General features: G+C 63.4%; 24 protein-coding genes and 2 tRNA genes. 11 read left to right on the top strand and 15 right to left on the bottom strand.

Going from position 1 to position 21,850, the window contains the following annotated elements; translation table 11 throughout:
- Positions 1-73 precede the first annotated feature (73 nt).
- Positions 74-901, top strand: coding sequence for a class I SAM-dependent methyltransferase (locus tag ACMGT0_RS21390; RefSeq protein WP_054059901.1), 828 nt, complete (start codon positions 74-76; stop codon positions 899-901).
- A gap of 96 nt (positions 902-997) precedes the next feature.
- On the opposite strand, the gene ACMGT0_RS21385 is transcribed toward ACMGT0_RS21390, so the two are convergent.
- The 5 genes from ACMGT0_RS21385 to ACMGT0_RS21365 form a co-directional block, all read right to left on the bottom strand.
- Positions 998-1,576, bottom strand: a complete 579-nt coding sequence (locus ACMGT0_RS21385) for a DUF4337 domain-containing protein (protein ID WP_054059902.1) — start codon at positions 1,574-1,576, stop codon at positions 998-1,000.
- 53 nt (positions 1,577-1,629) lie between these two features.
- Entirely contained in the window at positions 1,630-1,848 is a 219-nt protein-coding gene (locus ACMGT0_RS21380) for a hypothetical protein (RefSeq protein WP_054059903.1), read from the bottom strand.
- Between the two features lie 69 nt (positions 1,849-1,917).
- Positions 1,918-2,478 carry a GNAT family N-acetyltransferase gene (locus ACMGT0_RS21375; protein ID WP_054059904.1) on the bottom strand — a complete coding sequence of 187 codons (561 nt, stop codon included), beginning with the start codon at positions 2,476-2,478 and terminating at the stop codon, positions 1,918-1,920.
- A gap of 1 nt (position 2,479) precedes the next feature.
- Positions 2,480-3,100 (bottom strand): LysE family translocator, encoded by a 621-nt coding sequence (locus ACMGT0_RS21370; RefSeq protein WP_054059905.1) that lies wholly within the window; start codon positions 3,098-3,100, stop codon positions 2,480-2,482.
- 148 nt (positions 3,101-3,248) lie between these two features.
- Positions 3,249-4,196: an AraC family transcriptional regulator gene (locus ACMGT0_RS21365; protein WP_054059906.1), complete on the bottom strand. Its 948-nt coding sequence runs from the start codon at positions 4,194-4,196 to the stop codon at positions 3,249-3,251.
- Between the two features lie 163 nt (positions 4,197-4,359).
- Between ACMGT0_RS21365 and ACMGT0_RS21360 the strand changes: the two genes are divergently transcribed.
- Complete coding sequence (locus ACMGT0_RS21360; RefSeq protein ID WP_054059907.1) at positions 4,360-4,947, top strand: LysE family translocator; 588 nt, start codon at positions 4,360-4,362, stop codon at positions 4,945-4,947.
- A gap of 6 nt (positions 4,948-4,953) precedes the next feature.
- Here the strand turns inward: ACMGT0_RS21360 and ACMGT0_RS21355 are convergent, their stop codons facing one another.
- Both ACMGT0_RS21355 and ACMGT0_RS21350 read right to left on the bottom strand, forming a co-directional pair.
- Positions 4,954-5,790: a helix-turn-helix transcriptional regulator gene (locus ACMGT0_RS21355; RefSeq protein WP_054064458.1), complete on the bottom strand. Its 837-nt coding sequence runs from the start codon at positions 5,788-5,790 to the stop codon at positions 4,954-4,956.
- A 43-nt stretch (positions 5,791-5,833) separates the two neighbouring features.
- A complete protein-coding gene (locus ACMGT0_RS21350; RefSeq protein WP_416769699.1) occupies positions 5,834-8,278 on the bottom strand; it encodes a hypothetical protein in 2,445 nt (814 codons plus the stop codon).
- A gap of 222 nt (positions 8,279-8,500) precedes the next feature.
- Between ACMGT0_RS21350 and ACMGT0_RS21345 the strand changes: the two genes are divergently transcribed.
- A complete protein-coding gene (locus ACMGT0_RS21345) occupies positions 8,501-9,472 on the top strand; it encodes a diguanylate cyclase (RefSeq protein ID WP_416769697.1) in 972 nt (323 codons plus the stop codon).
- A 35-nt stretch (positions 9,473-9,507) separates the two neighbouring features.
- On the opposite strand, the gene pbpG is transcribed toward ACMGT0_RS21345, so the two are convergent.
- The gene (gene pbpG, locus ACMGT0_RS21340; RefSeq protein WP_054058769.1) at positions 9,508-10,443 is read right to left on the bottom strand and encodes a D-alanyl-D-alanine endopeptidase; all 936 of its coding nucleotides are present in this window, start codon (positions 10,441-10,443) and stop codon (positions 9,508-9,510) included.
- A 573-nt stretch (positions 10,444-11,016) separates the two neighbouring features.
- On the opposite strand from pbpG, the gene ACMGT0_RS21335 reads away from it, so the two are divergent.
- A complete protein-coding gene (locus ACMGT0_RS21335; RefSeq protein WP_054058770.1) occupies positions 11,017-11,577 on the top strand; it encodes a hypothetical protein in 561 nt (186 codons plus the stop codon).
- A gap of 82 nt (positions 11,578-11,659) precedes the next feature.
- Here the strand turns inward: ACMGT0_RS21335 and ACMGT0_RS21330 are convergent, their stop codons facing one another.
- The 3 genes from ACMGT0_RS21330 to ACMGT0_RS21320 all read right to left on the bottom strand — a co-directional run bounded on the left by ACMGT0_RS21330 (position 11,660) and on the right by ACMGT0_RS21320 (position 12,791).
- On the bottom strand, positions 11,660-11,842 hold the full coding sequence (locus ACMGT0_RS21330) for a hypothetical protein (protein WP_054058771.1): 183 nt from the start codon (positions 11,840-11,842) through the stop codon (positions 11,660-11,662).
- Positions 11,843-11,980: 138 nt separating this feature from the next.
- Entirely contained in the window at positions 11,981-12,175 is a 195-nt protein-coding gene (locus ACMGT0_RS21325; RefSeq protein WP_054058772.1) for a hypothetical protein, read from the bottom strand.
- A 265-nt stretch (positions 12,176-12,440) separates the two neighbouring features.
- Positions 12,441-12,791: a hypothetical protein gene (locus tag ACMGT0_RS21320; RefSeq protein ID WP_081005976.1), complete on the bottom strand. Its 351-nt coding sequence runs from the start codon at positions 12,789-12,791 to the stop codon at positions 12,441-12,443.
- 243 nt (positions 12,792-13,034) lie between these two features.
- On the opposite strand from ACMGT0_RS21320, the gene ACMGT0_RS21315 reads away from it, so the two are divergent.
- Positions 13,035-13,853 (top strand): shikimate 5-dehydrogenase, encoded by an 819-nt coding sequence (locus tag ACMGT0_RS21315; RefSeq protein WP_054058773.1) that lies wholly within the window; start codon positions 13,035-13,037, stop codon positions 13,851-13,853.
- A 186-nt stretch (positions 13,854-14,039) separates the two neighbouring features.
- On the opposite strand, the gene ACMGT0_RS21310 is transcribed toward ACMGT0_RS21315, so the two are convergent.
- Positions 14,040-14,690, bottom strand: a complete 651-nt coding sequence (locus ACMGT0_RS21310) for a YceH family protein (protein WP_054058774.1) — start codon at positions 14,688-14,690, stop codon at positions 14,040-14,042.
- Positions 14,691-14,820: 130 nt separating this feature from the next.
- On the opposite strand from ACMGT0_RS21310, the gene ACMGT0_RS21305 reads away from it, so the two are divergent.
- Both ACMGT0_RS21305 and ACMGT0_RS21300 read left to right on the top strand, forming a co-directional pair.
- Complete coding sequence (locus ACMGT0_RS21305) at positions 14,821-15,330, top strand: DUF1993 domain-containing protein (RefSeq protein ID WP_054058775.1); 510 nt, start codon at positions 14,821-14,823, stop codon at positions 15,328-15,330.
- Between the two features lie 233 nt (positions 15,331-15,563).
- Complete coding sequence (locus ACMGT0_RS21300) at positions 15,564-16,718, top strand: MFS transporter (RefSeq protein WP_054058776.1); 1,155 nt, start codon at positions 15,564-15,566, stop codon at positions 16,716-16,718.
- Here ACMGT0_RS21300 and nhaR read toward each other — a convergent pair.
- The gene (nhaR, locus tag ACMGT0_RS21295) at positions 16,715-17,620 is read right to left on the bottom strand and encodes a transcriptional activator NhaR (protein WP_054058777.1); all 906 of its coding nucleotides are present in this window, start codon (positions 17,618-17,620) and stop codon (positions 16,715-16,717) included. The two genes, ACMGT0_RS21300 and nhaR, sit on opposite strands and share 4 nt — an antisense overlap.
- Before the next feature lie 137 nt (positions 17,621-17,757).
- Here nhaR and ACMGT0_RS21290 point away from each other — a divergent pair, with 137 nt between their 5' ends.
- Positions 17,758-18,507: a TerC family protein gene (locus tag ACMGT0_RS21290; RefSeq protein ID WP_054058778.1), complete on the top strand. Its 750-nt coding sequence runs from the start codon at positions 17,758-17,760 to the stop codon at positions 18,505-18,507.
- Positions 18,508-18,576: 69 nt separating this feature from the next.
- Here the strand turns inward: ACMGT0_RS21290 and ACMGT0_RS21285 are convergent, their stop codons facing one another.
- Complete coding sequence (locus tag ACMGT0_RS21285) at positions 18,577-18,744, bottom strand: hypothetical protein (RefSeq protein WP_192842722.1); 168 nt, start codon at positions 18,742-18,744, stop codon at positions 18,577-18,579.
- A 231-nt stretch (positions 18,745-18,975) separates the two neighbouring features.
- On the opposite strand from ACMGT0_RS21285, the gene ACMGT0_RS21280 reads away from it, so the two are divergent.
- Positions 18,976-19,665, top strand: a complete 690-nt coding sequence (locus ACMGT0_RS21280; protein ID WP_054058781.1) for a peptidase C39 family protein — start codon at positions 18,976-18,978, stop codon at positions 19,663-19,665.
- Between the two features lie 130 nt (positions 19,666-19,795).
- Here ACMGT0_RS21280 and ACMGT0_RS21275 read toward each other — a convergent pair whose 3' ends face one another.
- Positions 19,796-21,079 carry an NAD(P)/FAD-dependent oxidoreductase gene (locus ACMGT0_RS21275; protein ID WP_054058779.1) on the bottom strand — a complete coding sequence of 428 codons (1,284 nt, stop codon included), beginning with the start codon at positions 21,077-21,079 and terminating at the stop codon, positions 19,796-19,798.
- A gap of 184 nt (positions 21,080-21,263) precedes the next feature.
- Here ACMGT0_RS21275 and ACMGT0_RS21270 point away from each other — a divergent pair.
- Positions 21,264-21,340, top strand: a tRNA-Val gene (locus ACMGT0_RS21270).
- Between the two features lie 210 nt (positions 21,341-21,550).
- A tRNA-Val gene (locus ACMGT0_RS21265) sits at positions 21,551-21,627 on the top strand.
- Positions 21,628-21,850 lie beyond the last annotated feature (223 nt).

Here is a 21,850-nt window from a genome sequence, read left to right as displayed (position 1 = left end):
CAACTTGCTCAAATCATTTCGTTGACGAGGGTGATAGGGTGCCTGTCTGGAAAATGGCAGGGACCCTTTGCCCATGAATGACTCGCTGAACATCAACAAGGCCAACTGGAACGATCGCGCGCCGGTGCATGCGCGCTCTGCGGAGTATGGCCTGCATCGTTTTCTCGCCGATCCGCAGCACCTCTCCGACGTAGTGCGCTTCGACCTGCCACTGCTCGGCGATATCGCCGGCCTGCGGGGCGTTCACCTGCAGTGCCATATCGGTACCGACACCTTGTCGCTGGCGCGGCTCGGCGCGTCGATGACCGGACTGGATTTCTCGCCCGCCGCGCTGCTCGAGGCTCGTGCGTTGGCGCGCGGTTGCGGGGCCGAGCTGGAGTTTGTCGAGGCCGACGTCCATGCCGCGGCCGAGGTGCTGCCGCGCGAGTCCTTCGACCTGGTCTACACCGGCATCGGCGCACTCTGCTGGTTGCCGCGCATCCAGCCATGGGCGCGGACGGTGGCGGCGTTGCTCAAGCCGGGCGGCCGGTTGTTCATCCGCGAGGGGCATCCGATGCTCTGGTCGCTCAACGAGGCGCATCAGGAGGGCTTGCGGGTGGAATACCCGTATTTCGAGCATGAGCAGCCGTTGGTCTTCAGCAGCGACCAGACCTACGTGGCCAGCGATTCGCCGTTGACCGCCACTGTCACTCACACCTGGAACCATGGCCTGGGCGAGATCGTCGGTGCGCTGCTGGAGGAGGGGATGACGATCACCGGCCTGGTGGAGCACCAGAGCGTTCCCTGGGACGCACTGCCGGGGCAGATGGTGCATTCGGCGCAGGACGACGAGTGGCGTCTGAAGCAGGCGCCTGACCGCCTGCCGTTGAGCTACACGCTGCAGGCGGTCAAGCGCGGCTGATGCCTGTGGGAGCCGGCCTGCCGGCGATGGCGGTGTCTCAGGCGACCCGGTGTTTTCTGCCCGGTCGCCATCGCCAGAACCCGGCAGCGGCCGGCCTCAGATATGCAGCCAGGCCATCGAGCCCAGCACCACGCTGGCACCCGCCGCGGTATAGGACAGGCGCTTGAGCCATTCCCGGCGGGTCAGCAGGGTGATCGCCGCCAGCGAAATGGCGATCTGGATGGCGGTCATCGCCTGGGCCCAGCGGTGATGCTGGTGCAGCAGCTCCTCCGAGCGGGCATCCCATTCGCGGCTCTGGGCTTCCAGTCCCTCGGCCTTCTGGCGTACCGCTTCCTTCTCCTTTTTGTAACGTTCGGCCTCGGCGGTGTAGTGCCCGGCATCCAGGCCCGGAATATGGCTGGCCATTTCCGAGAGGTTCTGGCGGCTGGATTTGGCCTGGTAGTAGTTCCACTGGTTGGCGGCCTCGGTCTTGATGATGGCCGCATTGTTCTTGTCCATCGCCGCTTCACTTTCCGTGGAGCCGGCCTGGTAGCTGAGCATGGCACCGAGGGTGGCCATGACCGCGGTCATCACCGCGATCCGGCTGGCGAAGCCGTCGCCTCGGGCGTGCGCATGTTCGGTGGTGTGTTCGACGTGTTTTTCGTGAGGGCTGGGGACTTCGAAGGCTTCGCTCATAAACGCAGGTCTTGGGGTAGAAAGGAAGGCTGCTGTAGATCGGTGTCAGCGGCTTAGTCGCGCAGCATGCTCTCGCCATACTCGCTGAAGCTGCTGCCCAGGTTGCGGTTCATCGAGCCATTGTCCTGGCTCAGGCGGGCACTGCTGTTGTAGTGCTGCTGGCAGCTCAGGGTCGAGCAGGCGCTGTTGTAGTGAGTGCTCAGGTCCGATGAGCAGGCGCCCAGCAACAGGCTGCCCAGCACCAGCGTGGCCTTGACGAGACTGGATTTCATAAGTGATTCCCCTGGCTGACATATTTTGTAATGGTTGCTCGGGGCATTTTACGCCTTTGCCGCAGCGCGCTACATGAAACTTTCCGGGCTCAGGTAGCGTTCCGCGCTCAGGCTGTAGAGCAGGCTGTGGGGTTGGCCGGGAACGTCGTCGAGTTCGCCATCGACGGTCATTCGGGCCCGCTCCAGGGTGCGGCGCGAGGGCAGGTTGTCCGGGCGCACCAGGCCGATGACTTCGTTGCGTGCCAGGTGCCTGAACGCCAGGTCGAGGGCCGCCTCGACCATCTCGCTGGCGTAGCCCTTGCCCCAGGCCTCCACCGCGAAGCGAAAGTACAGGTTCAAGCCACTGCGCGAGCCGAACAGGGCGTCCTGCAGCCCACCGAATCCCAATACCTTTTCCGGCTGTTGCCGGTCACAGACGGCCCAGTAGCCAAAGCCCTTGTTCTTCCAGTGTTCGATCCAGTTGAACAGGTGGCTGCTGGTCGTTTCCAGGGAGGAGGGGCCCTTGGGGTTATAGCGGTTGGTCTGCGGATCGCCATGGATGGCCTGGGCGACCTTGAGGTCGTCCGCCCGAACCGGACGCAGCAGCAGGCGATGGGTATGGATCACGGGAAGCGGTGTGGTGATCGACATGTCAGGCCCTGCGAGCCGTCAGCAGCACCGACGCCGCACCCGAGAGCAGTACCGCGCAGCCACGATTGAACAGGCGCTTGCCCCGGGGCTCGGCGAACCAGCGGCGCATGTGGATGCCCATGTAGGCGTAGGCGCTGATGGCGACCCATTCCAGGACCAGAAACAGTGCACCCAGTACCGCGAACTGTTGGGAGATGCCTTGGGAAGAGTCGACGAATTGTGGCAGGAAGGCGGTGAAGATCAGGATCGCCTTGGGGTTGCCTGCCGCCACCAGGAACTCCTGGCGGGCGAGGGCGGGCAGGTTGGCCCGGGTTTGCTCCGTCTGTGCCTCGGCTTGCGGATTGGCGCGCCAGAGCTGGATGGCGAGGTAGAGCAGATAGGCGGCACCGAGGATCTTGATCCCGTGGAACAGCAGTTCCGAGGTCTGCAGCACCACCGCCAGGCCCGCCGCCGCCAGGGCGATCATGCCGGCGAAGGCCAGCAGGCGCCCCAGGCCGGCCAGGCAGGAGGTTCGGAAGCCGTAACGGGTCGAATTGCTGACCGACAGCAGATTGTTCGGGCCGGGTGCCATGTTCAGGGCGAAACACGCGGGGATGAAGAGAAGCAGGGTCGACAGGGTCATGGCGCGCTCCGGCAGGAAACAGGAAAGGCTCGACAGTAACCCCGGGCATCCTGCTGGCGCCAGTGTGTCCAAGCCTTTGCAGGGCTGTACCGGAAACTTGTTGCCCAGGTGTACTGCTCATTGGCAGCAAACCTGGGCCGATCCTCAGCTACAGCGGTTTCACCGCGATGCAGATGTCGCAGTCTAGCGTGCCGGCCACCGGGTCGTAATGGGCATCTTTCGGGTAGCGTTCGAAGGGCGGGCCACTGGCGAACTGCATGCCGCTGCGGGGCAGCCAGTCGCGGCACAGCTCGGTCCAGGCATCCGGGAAGTCGCGGACATGACCACTGAAACGGGCCACCGCGTAGCGCCCACCGGGGAGGGTGGCCACCGTGGCTTCGCCACTGCCGACAAAGTCGTCCGGCACCTGCACGCAGGCGTCATAGCGGCATTTCTCGGGTGGGGTGACATGCGGGTCATCGTGGCCGATGCCCAGGCGCAGCTCGCCCGTCAGGCCGTTACGTTCCATCCAGGGCATGAAGGTCTCGCGCCAGAATATGCCGATACCAGGGCCGTAGGGCCCGGTGTAGCGCATGTAGGCGATGCGGGTCGGGGGGATGTCTTCAAGCGTGACGTCCATCGTCATTTCCTCCAGGGTTTGGGAGCGCCCATGGTCGGACAGGATCAGCGCACATTCCTGATCAGGATTGCGAAATGACTGCCGGCGCCGTTCGCGGATGTCGTTCAGGCGCTGTTCCCAGCGGACGGGTTCGAGTTGGCGCCAGGTGCTGGGCGTGACCTGGAAGTGCTGCTTGAACGCCCGGCTGAAGGCCTCGCCGGAGCCGAAGCCGACCTGCAGGGCGATGTCCAGCACCGTGGCTTCGGGGCGTTCGGCCAACAGCAGGGCGGCACAGCCGAGCCGGCGGCGGCGCAGGTAGTCGCCCAGGGTTTCCCCGACCCAGGCGCTGAACAGGCGATGGAAGTGAAAGGGCGAGAAGTGCGCGATGGCCGCCAGTTCGGCCAACTCCAGCGGCTGGTCCAGGTGTTGGTCGATGTGTTCCAGCACCCGGTTCATCCGGCGCGTGTATTCCAGCAGGCTCTGATAGGCGACGCTCATGGGCCTTTGACTCCCTCCGGTGGATAGGTCGGGCGAATGCCAGGGAAAACGCAGCAGCCATAGTAAACGCTGGCTGTCGGTCCGCCAGGGGAGTTTTCTTCAATACGTGATGCCGGCGGCTGGGTACGGTGCTGCTCATCTTCAATCGAGAGAGACCTATCCGATGAGCGTTCTGCTTTCCATGGCCGCCTTTGCGCTGGCTTCGTCCATTACCCCTGGCCCGGTCAACATCGTCGCCTTGAGTGCCGGGGCGCAGTTCGGCCTGCGTGCCAGCCTGCGCCATGTGACCGGCGCCACCCTGGGTTTCACCTTGTTGCTGGTGCTGATCGGCCTGGGGCTGCATGAACTGTTGCTGCGGGTGCCGGCGCTGACGCGAGGCATCCAGCTCGGCGGTGTGGCGTTTCTCCTGTACATGGCCTGGAAGCTGGCCATGGATGACGGTTCGCTCGACGCTGGCAACGCCGGCAAGCGCCCGACCCTGACCCTCGGCGCGGTAATGCAGTGGCTCAACCCCAAGGCCTGGCTGGCCTGCGTCGCCGGCATGGGCGCGTTTGCCGCCGAGGGTGATACGCGGGTGGTGCTGGAGTTCGCGCTGATCTACTTCGTGATCTGCTACGGCTCGATCGCCTGCTGGGCCTTCGCCGGCACCTTCCTGCGCCGCTACCTGGAAAATCCCCGGGGGATGCGCCTGTTCAATCGGCTGATGGCCTTGCTGCTGGCGCTCAGTGCGGCCTACCTGTTGCTGCCCTGAGTCCGCTCAGCCGCGATACTGGCCGGGCGTTGCGGCCAGGTGCTGCTTGAAGGCCCGCTGGAAGTGCGCCTGGTCGGCGAAGCCGGCCTCCAGTGCGACGTCGGCGATCAGCCGTCCGCGCCGCAGTTGATTGCGCGCATACTGAATGCGCCGGTTGACCAGGAAGGCGTGGGGCGTCATGCCGTAATACTGCTTGAAGGCGCGGGTCAGGTAGGACGCCGAGAGTTGCGCGGCCTGGCAGATGTCCTCCAGCTTCAGTGCTTCGGTGCAGTGCTTGTGGATGTAGGCCGCGGCCCGCTCCAGCTTCTGGTTGACCTCGCGGGCCGGGATCGGCGCCGGGTTCAACCGGTGTTGCAGCAGGGTGAAGAACTCGACGATCGCGCACTGCTTTTCCAGGTGGGCGAGGTCGTCGTCCACCAGTTGTTCGTAAAGTGCGTTCAGGCCCCGGTACAGCTGCGGATCGCGGCTGTGGGTGGCGGAGAATGGGCGAAAGTCCAGGTCCGGGCTGAACCCCAGTTCGTGTTGCAGCGCGGTCAGCCAGGGTGTCTCGACATAGAACATGCGATAGGCCCAGGGCTGGTCGTCGATGGGGTTGCAGGCGTGCACCTCGCCGGGGTTCATCAGCACCACGGTGCCGGCCTCGACCTGCCACTGCTGCTGTTCGTTGATATAGGTGCTGCGGCCGTGGGTGATCGCGCCGATGGAGAAGTGCTCGTGGGAATGCCGGGAATAGCAGACCTCGCGGCCATCCTGGATCGAGCGCGCCTCGATGAAGGGCAGCGCCGCATCACGCCAGAAATACGGGGCCTTGTCGTCCGGGTGGGCGGTGGTCGATCTGCTCATGGTCGGTTCCAGTGTCTCGGGCGTTCGAATCATGGACATGCTCCTACAGTAACGCCGGTCTTTCCAGTGCCTGCCACGCGCTGGCATTGCCGGCGTCGCTGCGGGTCAGCCAGAGTTCGCCATGGCGCTCCAGTGGTTCGGCGGGCCATTGCAGCACGGTCTTCAGGTCGATTTTCACCCGGTGGCCGGGGTCCGAGCCATCGCGCAGGTCCCAGTCGGTTTCATAGTGGCGCAGGTGCAGGGTGTCGCCGCTGAAATCGATGAACTGCGGCCGGTTGCCCAGCCAGTCCGGGGCGGTGCGCAGGGTGTGGGCCTCGACATCGAGCAGCAGGAGTTTCCAGGCGCGCCGGCTGTACTCGAAATCCGGATGTTCCAGATAGAGCCGGGTCAGCGCCAGGTAACGGCCCCTGGGGGACCAGATCATCGACGGGGCGAGATCGGACAGGGCGCAGCCGGAGGCGGTCAGCAGGTGGCCGCCCAGGCGTGCGATCTGGCCGCGCAGCCGGTCATCGCCATATTCGGTGGAACTGCCGAACAGCCAGGCGGCATCCAGGCCGGTCGGCGCAGGCTGGATGAACTCGCCTTCGGCGGTGGCGAGCTGTGGCTGGTTGACCACGCGCCAGGCCGGTAGCAGCTCGAGGCTGTCTTTGCCGAGCCGGAGCTGGCGCATTTCGTAGTACACCCGCGAGTCCTCGCGATAACGGCAGAACCCGCCGGCTTCGGACGCCGCCGGTGCCGGTACGGTGAAGCGCCGCAGGGGTGTGCCGGAGTCATCCCGCGGCAGACGGCCGACGACCACGGCGACGCTGAGCACTGGGCCGCGAAAATCCACCAGCCCGGCGACCAGCAAGGGCGGGCTGTCGATCAGCCGCCGGTTGCCGGGATCGACCACGACGACCCGATCCGGCAACGCCTTGGCCTCGGTGAAGGGGATCAGCGCCAGGTACTGCCCGTCATCGCTGAGCCGATGGGGCAACTGCCAGAGGCCGGGCAGTTCCCAGTCGGCCAGTTGGCAGCGGTAACCGCCGACCCCGTCCTGGTTGTCGCAGGCCCGGATGAAACGGGCGCGGCTGCCGCCCGGCAGCGGGGCGGACTCGATCTGCACCGAGCAGGCCTGCCCATCGCCTTCCAGTGGCAGGGCCAGCAGCACCCGAGCGCGGTTCCAGTCGGCATCCCGCTCACGACCGAGCGGGTCGTGGCCGACGAGGATTTCCGAGTCGCTGTGAATCTCGTGCAACTGGTAGCCGAAGCGGCCGTTGTCGGGCTGCTGCAGCGGCAGGTAGCTGTCCAGGCGGACGAACTGGGCGTCCAGCGCCACCGGCTCGCTCCAGTAGCCGGAAGGGCTGCGGTCGTGGGTACTCCAAGGCGTACGCAAGGCGCGCCAGCCCTGGCCCCGCTGCCACAGCCAGAGGCCACGGGCCGGCGTGTCAGGCTTCCCGGCGACCGTGGCGACGCAGACCAGCCGCTGGCTGTCGTCGCTCCACACCGGCGTCGTGTCGGCCTTGACCAGCAGCGGCGTCGCTTCCCCATCCAGGCTCAGGCGGTAATCCGGGTGCAACAGGGCGCCGAGCGGCTGTTCCAGTTGTCGCAGGCTGTCAGGCAGGCTGAGCTGGCCTTCGAGCAGGTGCCGGCCGTCCGGGGAGCGCTGTTCGATCTGCTGGCGGGCCAGGTTCTGCTGCCAATGGCCGGGTTCGAGCCAGAGGTCGCCGACGGGCAACAGGTCCACCCGCTGTGCCGTCTTGAGCAGGGCCTGCAGGCTGACCTGTTCGGTGCTGTTATCCACCAGCGGGCTGTAGCGCCCGGCGAGCCCCTGTTCGTTGAAGGTGTCCAGTTCCCAGAAGCGTTCGTCGTTGCAGCGATAGAGCTGCCGTTGGCGGCGGTCGAGAATCACCAGGCCCCAGCTCTGGCGCGACGGCACCGGTGCGGCGAAATAGCGGCCATCGCTGGAAAAGCGCGCCGATGAGCCCAGCCCTTCGAGCAGCACGCCATCGGGAAACAGGTAGTCGCAGGTGACCGGCCCGCCCATGGCGATTTCGCTGTGGTTGAATACCCGGATCGGTTCGCCCTCGGGCGTCTGGTCGGGTTCCTGCCCACCCCAGGCGCTTCGGCCACGGGGGCTGGATGCGCTGGGCGGCACCAGCCCGAGCCGGCGTTCCCAGGTGGCGACACAGGCCAGCCCGGGGAAAATGGCCAGGCAGGCCGCGGCGATGTCCCAGTAGTCGGGCAGGGCGCGCCCCAGGCTGAAACCCAGGCCGAACACCGCCGAGATCATCAGCCGGGCGGCACCCCGTCCGCCGGCCAGCCAGCCGAGCCTGGCGCACAGCCACATGCCGGCGGCTGCGGCCAGTACCACGGTGCCGGCCAGTAGCGGTGGCAGGGTGGTCACCAGGAAAATCGGTACCCCCAGCACCAGCAGTTGCCAGATCAGCTCCAGCAGCAGGCGACCGATGCTCTTGGGAGGGTTGCTTTCGTCACGGGCGGCGCTCACGGGGACATCCTGTGCGGTGATGGCGGAGGGCGAGTATGACCTGTCGTGCGGGCGGCGCCCATGCCTGGGCCCGGGGTTGTGCGGCCGGTCACAGGACGCATGGACGGTCGGGGGCGGGCAACGGGTCGACCGAAGAACATTGGCGGATTTACACGGTCCATAGCGTTGTGGCGGTTCATTTATTGTCTACGCTTGCATGATCGCAAGCCTGGGATGTCTGTGATGTTAGCGCCGAAAAAACCTGCCAATGAAACGGCCCGCGTGGAAAAACTGCGCTCGCTGAATATTCTCGATACTCCGCCCGAAGAGCGTTTCGACCGCCTGACCCGCCTGGCCAAGCGCCTGTTCGATGTGCCCATCGCGCTGGTCAGCCTGGTCGATGAGAACCGACAGTGGTTCAAGTCCTGCGTCGGGCTGACGGCCAGTGAGACGCCGCGGGATATTTCCTTTTGTGGTCACGCGATCCTCGGTGATCAGGTGCTGATGATTCCGAACGCGGAGAGCGACGAACGGTTCCATGACAATCCGCTGGTGACGGGGGCCCCCGGCATCCGTTTCTATGCCGGTTGCCCGCTGACGGTGGGAGAGGGCAACAAGCTCGGTACCTTGTGCCTGATCGATACCAAGCCTCGGACGCTGAATGACGAGGAACGCTCGCTGCTGTGCGACCTGGCGCAGATGGCCGAGCAGGAACTGGTGGCGGTACAGATGGCGACCATGGACGAGTTGACCCTGTTGTCCAACCGTCGTGGTTTCGAGGCCCTGGCCAGCCAGGGGCTGGGCGTGTGCAAGCGCATGGGCAAGCCGGCTTCGCTGCTGTTCTTCGACCTCAACGACTTCAAGCAGATCAACGATGTGTACGGCCATGCCGAGGGCGACCTGGCGCTGAAGAACTTCGCCGATGTGCTGCGCATCGTGTTTCGCGAGAGCGACGTGGTCGGCCGGCTGGGGGGCGATGAGTTCGTGGTGCTGCTGACCGGCTCCGATCATGTGCAGGTCGAGATGATCATGGCGCGGCTTCGCCACACCCTGGGCGAGCGCAATTCAGGGCAGAAGCGGGGTTATGACATTCGCTTCAGCGTGGGGCAGATCGAATATGACCCGCATCGCCATGACTCGATCGCAGATCTGCTGGAGGACGCCGACAGGGCCATGTACGCGCATAAACAGGCACTCAAACGCCAACGCAGCTGAGCGCGGCCCGGAAAACCGGGCCGGTTCCTGCCCGGTTACTTTGCGGCCTGTTCGCCCGCCTGGCGGCCCTTCAGATTCTTGTCGGCCTTGTAGCGCAGGGCCACGTCCGGCACGCTGCCGCCCTTGCCGGTTTCGACCCAGTTGCGGATCCGGCTGGCGTCGGCGAAATGGGTGTACTTGCCGAACGCATCGAGGATCACCAGGGCGACCGGGCGATTGCCCATCTCGGTGACCAGCACCAGGCAGTGGCCGGCCTGGTTGGTGAAACCGGTCTTGGTGATCTTGATGTTCCAGCTGTCCTTGTTGACCAGATGGTCGGTGTTGCGAAAGCCCAGGGTGTAGTTGGGCTTGCGGAACGCCACGGTCTTTTCCTTGGTGGTACTCAGCTCGCTCAGCATCGGGTAGTGACGGGCGGCCATCAGCAGCTTGCTGAGGTCGCGGGCGGTGGAGACGTTGTGGATCGACAACCCGGTCGGTTCGACATAGTGGGTGTTGATCATGCCCAGGGACTTGGCCTTGGCGTTCATCGCCGCGATGAACGCCGCGTAGCCGCCCGGATAGTGGTGCGCCAGGCTGGCGGCCGCCCGGTTCTCGGACGACATCAGGGCGATCAGCATCATTTCCTTGCGCGGCAGTTCGCTACCGAGCTTGACCCGGGAGAACACGCCTTTCATTTCCGGGGTATCGCTGATGTTCACCGAGATGTACTGGTCCATCGGCAACTTGGCGTCGAGCACCACCATGGCGGTCATCAGCTTGGTCACCGAGGCGATCGGCACCACCACGTCGGGGTTGCTGGAGTACAGGGTCTTGTTGGTCTGCAGATCGATCAGCAGGGCGCTGCCGGAGGCGACTTGCAGGTGGCTGGTATCGCGAGGGGCCTGGGTGGTTTCACGCGCCTCGACGACAGGAGTGGCAACGGTGCCGGCCAGAACGAAAAAAAGGCCGAGGATGGAATGACGAATGTTCACGCGGATGGACTCGCTAAAAATGGATAAACCGTTGGCAACGGGCTTTTCTTGAAAAAGCGTTACGTTTGATGAATATAGCCCGGAAAGTTGCCACAGCGCTGCAGAGAGTTGGCGTAACTGACACAAAATTTAATCTTGTGTGATCGCACTTCCGCTGCCTGTTCGAACTTTCCGATGGTTGTCCGATCCCTGGCTGGATTCAGTCACTGCAATGGCTGCCCGGAGAACCCGGAAGACGTGCCTTGGCTGTTTGGCGATGGACCCTCGAGTCCGTACTGGCCATAAGATATATGGTAGCGTAGAGAGGGCAGCCGTTGTATCGGTCCAAGGCCTTTATTTCGCAGGTTCCAGCGATTTTTCCAGAATATTTTCCAGCTGCTTCGCCAGTGGCTTTTGTCAAGTTCGCAATACCCCGGAAAACCCTTTGAAATCAATTGCGCTCTAGGGTTTTCCCTGAGTCCCGACGGGGTGTTCGGGTATCGGCATTGATAGGTCATGGTGTTCGCTGCGAACTGCGATTAGCATCGGCGCCATTATTGCGCTAGGTGCTTTCTGGACTTCAGGAGTTGGGGCATGCCAAAGATTTCTTTGAGCAGGGATTACCTGCCCATGGTGGTATGGGCGGGAATCGTCGCGGTATTGCTGCTGGGGTTCGCGTTCTTTCCGAAATCGGCCGACTGGTATGGCTGGATTCAGGCCGTGGGGCTGATTGTCGGGTTGATGGTGGCGATTGCGGTGCCGGCGATCCAGCGCAAGCAGGCGTTCCAGGCCGAGCGTCAGCGCCTGCGTGAGCGCGAAGTGGGGTATGCCCGGCGCCTGCATTATTTCGGCCTGGAACTGCTCGAACTGCTGGGGCGCATCACCGCCAGCCTGACTCACCTGCGGGCTTCCGACCGGCATCGCCACCAGCGCAGCCTCGAGGATTTTCTGCATCGCCTGTTCGAGTCCCACAAGCAGGACCTGAATGACGATCGGATTCTGATCATTCACGAACTGCGCAAGGTCGCCAACGTGCTGATCGACGAGCTGGAAAGCGGGCGTTCGGACCGGGCGGTGATGATCGAGCTGGACAAGCGCCTGCAGAAGCTGGGGCATCGCACCCAGCTCAACAGCGTCCAGGCCGAACGCAGCTGAGTACCGGCCAAAAAAAGCCCGCAACACAGTGCGGGCAAGGGGTTGTGCGGAGCAACGCACGTTTCGGGAAGTCGGTGGGCGGTCAGGCGCCGAGGGCATGCAGGTCCATGCGTTCGGACAGGGCCTTGGCCGCTGGCAGGGAAGTGAGGGGGCCGCTGATCTGTACGCCATCGCGAACCAGGTACCAGCAGGCGAGCAGTCCCAGTTCCCTGAGCGAGGCGGGAACGGCGCTGCCGATAACGGACATGATCTGAACCTTGGGCATAAGTACCTCCATCAATCTATGGAGCTACCTTACGGTCATGACGGCTTCAGGAAAAATCACCGTGCTCGATAGTGGACATCGACGAAATCGAGCCCTGGTCCATTATCGTTTGGCTGTCGCAGGTCGGCTGATGCCGGATCAGTCGACCACCTGATCCAGCATGTGAATCACTTCCTGTTCATTCAACAGCCCCTTGCGGACCAGGTTCTCGGCCAGCAACGAGAGAAACTTGGCCGTGCGATGGCCTTCGAGCTGCTTGAGCTCGGTCAGGGCGCTGTAGACCTTGCTGGAGGTGCAGAGCCCGGCGATGCGATGCGGATTTTGCGTTGGCATGGTTCGTCCTTGTTCTTATAAGGGAAGGCCCTCGACGATGGATCGATTTTGCAGCCGGGCGGTGGCACCCATATGACAGCCGTGTGAAGGGCTGAGCAACGCGACGACCGGCAGTCCTATCATGCGCCATTGGTGTACGAATGCTGTCTTGCCTGCGACCTTTACCTCTGAAATCCAGACGGGGAGGGTGGCCCCGCGGATTTTCCTGCCCCCGTAACGACCCAGGCCCCGTCTTGCGAGCGGGGCCTGGATTTCTGCCGGGTGGTTACCAGCGAGGGCCGTAACCATAATGGGGGTGGCCGTAGTACACCGGGCGACCGTAGTAGCCGCCACCGTAGACCACCACGGGAGGAGGCGGTGGGGGGGCAACGTAGACAGGTGCAGGTTGCACATAGACCGGGGCCGGCTGGACATACACCGGTGCCGGTTGTGCGTACACAGGCTGCTGCACGTAGACAGGACGGGGGCTCGACACCACCGAGCTGACAATGGCTCCGCCGATCACGCCGCCCAACAAGGCAGGACCCACCCAGCCGCCGCCACCGTGGGCGGAGGCCTGGCCTGCGACAGCGAGTGCACCAACGAGCAAGGCTATCTTGGGAATGGTACGCATCATGATGATTCCTCAGGTTCCAACCCCAGCGCTTGTTGTCTGCAATAGACTCAAGAACTGTCGCGGGGATACTTCTATGACAGCGGGTGCCTGAAAATCTTCGACGCCGCTGGGTAAATTTTGTGTAAGGTTCCGGGCGGTGCTTCTTTACAGTCCCGTGATGCCTGTGCCAGAGCCTATGATCAGCGAAAACCGGTGCGGGTGGCTAATCCCGTTTATCCGAAAGTACCCCTCAGGAGATGAAACATGCAGATGAACCCGAACAAAGACACCCAACTGTGCATGTCGTTATCTGGGCGTCCCGGTAATTTCGGCCTGCGCTTTCATAACCATCTCTACGAACAACTGGGCCTGAACTTCTACTACAAGGCCTTCAGCAGCCAGGACCTGCCGGGTGCCGTCGGCGGCATCCGTGCCCTGGGCATTCGCGGCTGTGGCGTGTCGATGCCGTTCAAGGAAGCCTGCATCGCTCTGGTCGACGAACTGGACGCCTCGGCGGCGGCGATCCAGTCGATCAACACCATCGTCAACACGGCGGGCCACCTCAAGGCCTACAACACCGATTACATTGCGATTGCCCAGTTGCTCGAAACCCATGCGGTGCCCAGGGACACGACTTTCGCCCTGCGCGGCAGCGGCGGCATGGCCAAGGCCGTGGCATCAGCGCTACGCGATGGCGGTTATCGCAACGGCGTGATCGTGGCCCGCAACGAAACCGCCGGCAAGGCGCTGGCGGCAATCTGCGGATACGAGTGGCAGGCCGAGCTGGGGGCGCTGCGTCCGCAGATGCTGGTCAACGTCACGCCGGTGGGCATGGACGGAGGCCCGGAGGCCGGGCAACTGGCATTCGAGCCGGAGGCGGTGGATGCGGCCGAGACGGTGTTCGACGTCGTGGCGATTCCTTCGGAGACCCCCTTGATCGTGCGTGGCCGGGAGCAGGGCAAGCGGGTCATCACCGGCCTGGAAGTGATCGCGATCCAGGCGCTGGAGCAGTTCGTGCTGTACACCGGCGTACGGCCGACCGAGGAGCAGTTCCAGAAAGCGGTGGCGTTCGCCCGGGCGTAGGCTCTGGGTTCCCCGTGACTGCGTCAGGCTTGTGAGCCCATTCGCGGCCGGACCGCCGGCTCCTACAGTGATCGTGCTGAGCGCAAATCCTGCATACACCGCACATTGTGGGAGCCGGCGGTCCGGCGCCCCGGTTTATCCGCGAATGGCCCACAAGCCTGGAATCAGCGCAAACCCCGCTGTGATTTATTGCTCCAACCGCGCCAACCGCTCTTCCAGCGCCGCGATTCGTGCTTCCAGCTCTTCGATTCGCTCCGCCGACACCGCACTGCCGCTGCTGCGTTCCGGGGCCTGCTGGCGAGCGGCGAGGATCGCCTCGATATCCGCCGGGTCGCCCAGGGCGTGGGTGTAGCGGTCCTCGCGTTGGCCGGCCTGGCGCGGAATCAGCAACGCCAGGCCGCGGGCGATCAGGCGTTCGAGCTGGTGCAGCACCTGCTCGGTGTCCTCGAAATCATGCATGCGGCCACTGCGGGTCAGCAGTTCGTTGACGGTTTGCGGTCCCCGCAGGAACAGCAGCCCGATCAGCACCACCTGGGCCGGCACCAGTTCCAGTGCCTTGTCGACCCGCTGCTCCCAGCGATCGGCCCGGCTGCCCATCACCAGCCGGGCAAAGCCACGGCCCTCGAGTGCCCGCAGGCTCTGGCCAACCTGGCCCTGGCTGAGGTTCATCACCGGTTCGCGGCTGGTTTTCTGGTTGCAGGCGAGCACCAGGGCGTTGAGGGTCAGCGGATAGGTTTCCGGGCTGGTGGCCTGCTTTTCGATCAGGGAGCCCAGGATGCGGATTTCCGTGCTGCTCAATCGCGGTTGTTCGACGCAAGTCTCTTGCTCGGTGCTCATGGCGCGGTTCCCTATGCATTGGAAGGCGACTAGCCTAGGTCTTCCACCGACAAAAAGACAAGCGGCAATGCGACCGCCTCTGGCTATAATCGGTCGGCTGTACTCCTGCCATTTTCATTGTGAGAAACCCATGACCATTTCCCTGTACGCCGCTTCCATCCCGGTTTTCAAGCAAATGCTCAACGCCCTGAGCGACGTCCTGAACAAGGCCGAGGCTCACGCAACGGCCAAGGGCATCGACCCGAGCGTATTCGTGCAGGCCCGCCTGGCTCCGGACATGTTCCCACTGGTGCGCCAGGTGCAGATCGCCGTCGATTTCGCCAAGGGCGTGTCCTCGCGCCTGGCGCAGATCGAAGTGCCCTCCTACCCGGACAGCGAAACCACCTTTGCCGAGTTGCAGGCACTGATCAGCAAGACTCTGGCGCACCTGGACAGCATCGACGCGGCCCAGGTCGACGGCAAGGAAGGCATCGAGATCGTGACCCGTCCTGGCACGCCGAAAGAGAAGCGCTTCAGCGGCCAGTCCTACCTGCTGAGCTATGGCCTGCCGCAGTTCTTCTTCCACGTGACCACCGCCTACGCGATCCTGCGTCACAATGGCGTGGAAATCGGCAAGCGCGACTACATGGGCGCGTTCTGATCGGCCACGGCTTGACTCGCCCTACCTGATCTCGCAAGGAGCCGGCTTGCTGGAAAGCAGGCTCCCGTCAGTAGGCCGGTGCCCCTGTTCGCGTCGGACCGCCGCGAACAGGCCCTCGCAGGCACCGCATGACTCATTGTCATAACCGCTCTGGTACAATCGCCCATCATCATTTCCTTTCCTCCCAGTGAGCCCCGGGGCTATCGCTGGCGCTGTCGTTTGTGGAGTCGTTCATGTTCCTCGCCATCCTGCTGCTGTCGGCCGCCGGTTTTACCGTGCTGACCACGGAATTCGTCATTGTCGGGCTGTTGCCGGCCATTGCCCGCGATCTGGAGGTCAGCATCCCCCAGGCCGGTCTGCTGGTGACGCTTTTCGCCTTTACCGTAGCGGCCTTCGGACCGTTCCTGACCGCCTGGTTCTCCCGCTTCGAGCGGCGCCGGCTGTTCATCAGCATCCTGCTGGTCTTCGGGCTGGCCAATACCGTGGCGGCGCTGGCGCCGAACATCTGGGTCATGGCGGTTGCGCGCCTGCTGCCGGCCTTGGGCTTGCCGGTATTCTGGGCCCTGGCCAGTGAAACGGCGGTGGATATCGTCGGCCCGGATCACGCGGGCCGGGCGATCGAGAAGATCGGTTTCGGCATCGTCTGCGCCACGGTGTTCGGCATCCCGGTGGGTACGCTGATTGGAGACGCCTGGGGCTGGCGCATGGCGTTCACGATCCTGGCGGTGGTCGCCCTGGTCAAGGCGCTGCTGCTCTGGCGCTACCTGCCCGCGACCCGCCTGCACCTGAAGCAGGTCTCGCTGCGTTCGCAGTTCGGCATTCTGCGCAGCCCGCTGATGCTCGGCCATGTGCTGCTGTCGATCCTGATCTTCAGCGGCATGTTCACCGCCTACACCTACCTGGCCGATATCCTCGAGCGGTTGGCCGGTTTCAACGGCACGGTGGTGGGCTGGTGCCTGATGGCATTCGGTGCGGTCGGTCTGATCGGCAACGCCCTGGGCGGGCGCATGGTCGACCGCCAGCCGCTGATCGCTTCGATGGTGTTCTGCGCCTTCATGATTCCCGCCCTGGTGGCGGTGATGCCGAACATCAACTCGTGGCCCGGGCTGGCGGCGGCACTGGCGGTCTGGGGGATCACCCAGGCGGCACTGTTCCTGGTCAGCCATGTCCGCCTGATGAAGGTGGCGCCCCAGGCACCGGCGTTTGCCGCTTCGCTGAACATTGCCGGGGCCAACCTGGGGATCGGCCTGGGGGCGGTGATCGGTGGCCGGGTCATCGACAGTGTCGGCCTGAGCGGTGTCGGCTTCGCGGCGGCGGCGCTGATCCTGATGTCGATCCTGCTGGCGATGGCCTTGATGACCACCGACGCCAAGACGGTGACGGCTTAAGCGCCAGGCCCCATGAACAGCTCGCGTCGAGCACCCTCGGTAATGGCCAGCGTGCCGGGGTGCTTGGTCCGGCGCTCCACCGAGATGGCATAGAACGACTCGCTGACGGCGTCGGTCTGGCCCATCAGCCTGACGTCGTACTGCCGACAGACCTCATCGGCGATGACGCTCGGGGCGATGAAGATGCCGCTGCCGGATTGGCCAAAGGCCTGCATGAGGGCGCTGTCATCGAATTCGCCGACGATCCTCGGCTGGATCTGCTGCTCGGCGAGCCAACGCAACAACCGGCTGCGGACCACGGTTTCCTGGCCGGGAATCAGCAGCGGCGCGTTCTGCAGGCAGTGGGGGAACGCATCGTCATAACGCTGCGCCAATGCCGGTGTGGCAAAAAAACTGACCCCACATTCCCCCAGCTTCTGGCTGTAGCCCCTGATATCGAGATGGCTCGGCATCGGGCTGTCGGAGATCACCAGGTCCAGGCGCTGGATCGCCAGGTCCGCCAGCAGGCGTTCGAGCTTGTCCTCGCGGCAGGTGATGCGGATCGGCTCCTCCAGCTCCATGGTGGGGGCGATCAGCCGGTAGACGATGGACTTGGGCACCACATCCGCCACCCCGACCCGAAACAGCAACGGCTGCTCCCGGGGCTGCGCCTGCAACATCGCCTGCAACTCATTACCCAGCTGGAACATCTGCTCGGCATAGGGCAGGGCCTGGCGCCCGGCCTCGGTCAGTTCCAACTGGCGCCCGGCCTTGCGGAACAACTCGATACCCAGGCTCTGTTCCAGCAGGCTGATCTGGCCGCTGATGGTCTGCGGGGTGAGGTTCAACTGGTCGCAGGCGCGCACGATGCTGCCGGTCTTGGCCACGACCCAGAAGTAATGCAGTTGGCGATAATTGAGCATGAGGGGCATCACTTCGTTAAAAGCGAAGTATAGCGCTGAAAAATACGAATTTTTCTGAAGTATCGGTATCTTTAGAATGCGGCGCTATTGGCGAGCCACCTGCTAGGCTTGCCTGGGACTCTACTCAGGACTGAACCATGGAATACCTGTTGGAACTCGCTGTCAGCCCCACCGCCTGGATTGCCTTGTTGACGCTGATCGTCATGGAAGTCGTACTGGGTATCGATAACCTGATCTTCATTTCGATCCTGACCAACAAGCTGCCTGCGCAGTTTCGCACCAAGGCGCGGCGGCTCGGCATCGGCATGGCGCTGATCCTGCGCCTGGGCCTGCTTGGCACCATTGCCTATATCGTCAAGCTCACCGCGCCGGTGATCGAGGTATTCGGCCAGGCGTTCTCGTGGAAGGACATGATCCTGATCGCCGGTGGCCTGTTCCTGGTATGGAAGGCCACTACGGAAATCCATCACAGCATGGACCCGCAGGAGAAGGAGTCCGAGGACAAGAACTCGCGGGTCTCCCTGGGCTTCGCCGCGGCCATCGGCCAGATCCTGATGCTCGACCTGGTGTTCTCCATCGACAGCATCATCACCGCGGTGGGCATGACCGAACACCTGCCGATCATGGTGATTGCGGTGGTCGTCGCGGTAGCGGTGATGTTGCTGGCCTCCGAGCCGCTGGCGAAGTTCATCCACGACAACCCGACCGTGGTGATGCTGGCCCTGGGCTTTTTGATCATGATCGGCATGACGCTGATCGCCGAAGGCTTCGGCGCTCATGTGCCCAAGGGTTATGTGTATGCCGCCATGACCTTCTCGGCGATCATCGAGGGCCTGAACATGCTGGCCCGTCGCGCCCGGCAGAAACGTGAGGCGGCACAGGGCTGACTCAGGCGCGCTGAGTGACCGGGCCGCCGGGTTATCCACGAACCTTGCGGCCTTTTTGATACACAGGGGTCAATGGGCGTTGGCAGGGCGTCCGGCAGTCTTGCCAGCCTTGTGCGTCTGCGAGGGCAGGCTGGGATGATGGTGACGACGGGAAATCCTCAGGACTCCCCACAACAGGGCGGCGGCCACCGCCAGCCAACCCAGGATCAACAATGCAACGGTCAGGACAAGGCTCATCAGCGCCTCCTTCGCCCCGATCGGGGCTCTCTCACTTCGTCTTGCTTGTGTAGATCAGTCTAGTCGCTGCGGTGTTTCAGGCTATTGACCAATGGTCGTGTGCGATCAGCCATTTCGCTCTATGGCGCCGTATAAACCGTGATGAAAGGCTATACCCCCGGGCGACCGCGACCTATGATCAAGGCCCCGAGCCAGAGCGGATGTGCCTGGCAACTGATCAAGAGAGTGAAGATGTCCAACGGATCAAACCATTTTCCCGTGTCGTCCCGTCGGTTGCTGATGATGGGTGCCCTGTTGCTGGCCCTGGGCGGGTGCACCAGCGGCGGTGGGCAGCCGCCGCAATTGCAGCGGCTGCCGGAGCGTGTGGAGTTGAACGGTGTGCCGTTCTTCCGGGGCGAGGCCTACCAGAGTGGCCCGGGTGCATTGGCCAGCATGCTGGCGCAGCAGGGCGTGACCGTCACCCCCGGGCTGCTGGACAAGCCGCTGAAACTGCCGGGCGCGGAAGCGGACCTGCAAAGTAACATGCAGGTACTGGCCCGTGAATACGGGATGGTGGTCTATCCGCTGGATGCCGAGCTGCCGGCATTGCTGACCCAGGTAGCGGCCGGTTATCCGGTGCTGGTGAAGTTCAATGAAGGGCGGGTGTGGTCCGAGCCGCGCTATGCGGTGGTTGCCGGCTACAACCGGTTCAAGCGGACGATCCTGTTGCGGGCCGGGATGAACCGGCGGATGCCGATGGATTTCGACACATTCGTCTCGGCCTGGAAGGGCGCGGGTGGTTGGGCGGTGCTGATCCAGTCGCCAACGCAATTGCCGGCCCAGGTCGACCCGCAGCGCTGGCTGAAGGCCGCCGATGAACTGGCCCGTGCCGGTCAGGAACCGGCGGCCGCGACCGCCAGGAAGGCACTGGCCGGGCACTGACTCAAGCTCATCGGATCATTCCCAAGCCACGCCTGGGAGCGATCGGCCACCCCCATCCCTGTACGAGCAGGGCTTGCCCGCGAATAGGCCAGCAAGCCCTGGTCACTGCTCCCACAGGCGCTGCATCCCCTCAGATCCCCAGCTTGTCCCGCATCGTGTAATACCAGGCTCCCAACGCACTGAACGGCGTGCGCAGCAATTGCCCGCCCGGGAACGGGTAGTGCGGCAGATCGGCAAACGCATCGAAACGCTCGGCCTGCCCGCGTAGCGCTTCGGCCAGCACCTTGCCAGCCAGGTGGGTGTAGGTCACGCCATGGCCGCTGCAACCCTGGGAGTAATAGATGTTGTCGCCCAGGCGACCCACCTGGGGCAAGCGCGACAGGGTCAGCAGGAAATTGCCGGTCCAGGCGTAGTCGATCTTCACATTCTTGAGCTGTGGGAAGGCCTTGAGCATCTTCGGCCGGATGATCGCCTCGATGTTCGCCGGATCGCGCGCACCATAGACCACGCCACCGCCGAAGATCAGGCGCTTGTCGCCGGAAAGACGGTAGTAGTCGAGCAGGTAGTTGCAATCCTCGACGCAGTAGTCCTGCGGCAGCAGCGATTTGGCCAGCGCATCGCCCAGTGGCTCGGTGGTGATCACCTGGGTACCGCACGGCATCGACTTGGCGGCCAGCTCCGGTACCAGGTTGCCGAGGTAGGCGTTACCCGCGACGATGATGAATTTGGCCCGGACCTTGCCCTGGGGCGTATGCACCACGGGATTGGCACCCCGCTCGATGCGCACTGCCGGCGATTGTTCATGGATCCTGCCACCGAGGGATTCGATCGCCGCAGCCTCGCCCAGGGCCAGGTTCAGCGGATGAATATGCCCGCCGCTCATGTCGAGCATGCCGCCGACATACTGGTCGCAGTTGACCACGTCACGAATGCGGCGCTGGTCCAGCAGTTCCAGTTGGGTATGCCCAAAGCGTTCCCAGAGCTTCTTCTGGGATTCGAGATGCCCCATCTGTTTCCTGCTCAAGGCGGCAAATACCCCGCCGTCCTTGAGGTCGCACTGGATGTTGTATCTGGCGATCCGCTCGCGAATGATCCGGGCGCCTTCGAAGGCCATCTGCCCGAGCAGTTGCGCCTGCTTCGGCCCGACGCTGCGCTCGATCACATCGATATCGCGGCTGTAGCTGTTGACGATCTGCCCGCCGTTGCGGCCCGAGGCACCGAAGCCGACCCTGGCGGCTTCCAGTACCGTCACCCGCAAGCCGTTCTCCAGGAGGAACAGGGCGCTGGACAGACCGGTGTAGCCGGCACCGATCACGCACACATCGGTTTCGACATCATCCTGCAAGGGCGGACGCTCGGGAACCGGGTTGGCCGATGCGGCGTAGTAGGACTGGGGGTAGGGAGTGTTCGCCATCCTGCAACCTCTGTTTTATATTTTTGACGAATGGCCTGATGCTACCTCAGTTGAAATACCCCCGCCAGCCACCGCAAACCGGGATGTTGCTGGAGCTTCAATAAAAAATTCGCCTATTCAGAGACTTAGCAGAAAGAAAGGTGTTGACACCCCTCGGCAAATCCGTAGAATGCCGCCTCACAGCAGGCACGTAGCTCAGTTGGTTAGAGCACCACCTTGACATGGTGGGGGTCGTTGGTTCGAGTCCAATCGTGCCTACCAGACAAAATCCGCTCTGCTGGGCGGTGTAAAAAGGCCAATCGAAAGATTGGCCTTTTTTTCGTCCTGAAAAAAGTTCGAGGTGAGGTCTTCGTGCTGAGTGGCATTTGGCCTGGAAACGCTTGCCCTGAAGATTTTTCCAAGCCTATTCATAGGCTTAGCGAAAAAACAGGTTGCCTCTCGGCAGAAAATCCGTAGAATGCAGCCCACAGCAGGCACGTAGCTCAGTTGGTTAGAGCACCACCTTGACATGGTGGGGGTCGTTGGTTCGAGTCCAATCGTGCCTACCAGATAAAATCCGCTCTGCTGGGCGGTCTGAAAGGGTCAATCGAAAGATTGGCCCTTTTTTGCGTTTGGAATGTGCCAACTCCTTCCTTGTGTCGACTCCGCCATTACGGCGGGCCGACTGCTGGCGCATCCGGCGTTCCTGAAATACCGGCAAACACTCGATGGGGTGACCGCTCCCCTGGCTGTTCCTCAGCATCCGGTTTCAGGGGGGGCTGTACCACGTAT

It is taken from the genome of Pseudomonas sp. RHF3.3-3 (assembly GCF_048069595.1).
In the GTDB taxonomy this organism is placed as follows: Bacteria; Pseudomonadota; Gammaproteobacteria; order Pseudomonadales; family Pseudomonadaceae; genus Aquipseudomonas; species Aquipseudomonas fuscovaginae_B.
The sequence above is the reverse complement of the archived record's forward strand: the minus strand, read 5'-3'. Positions and strand labels throughout refer to the sequence as shown.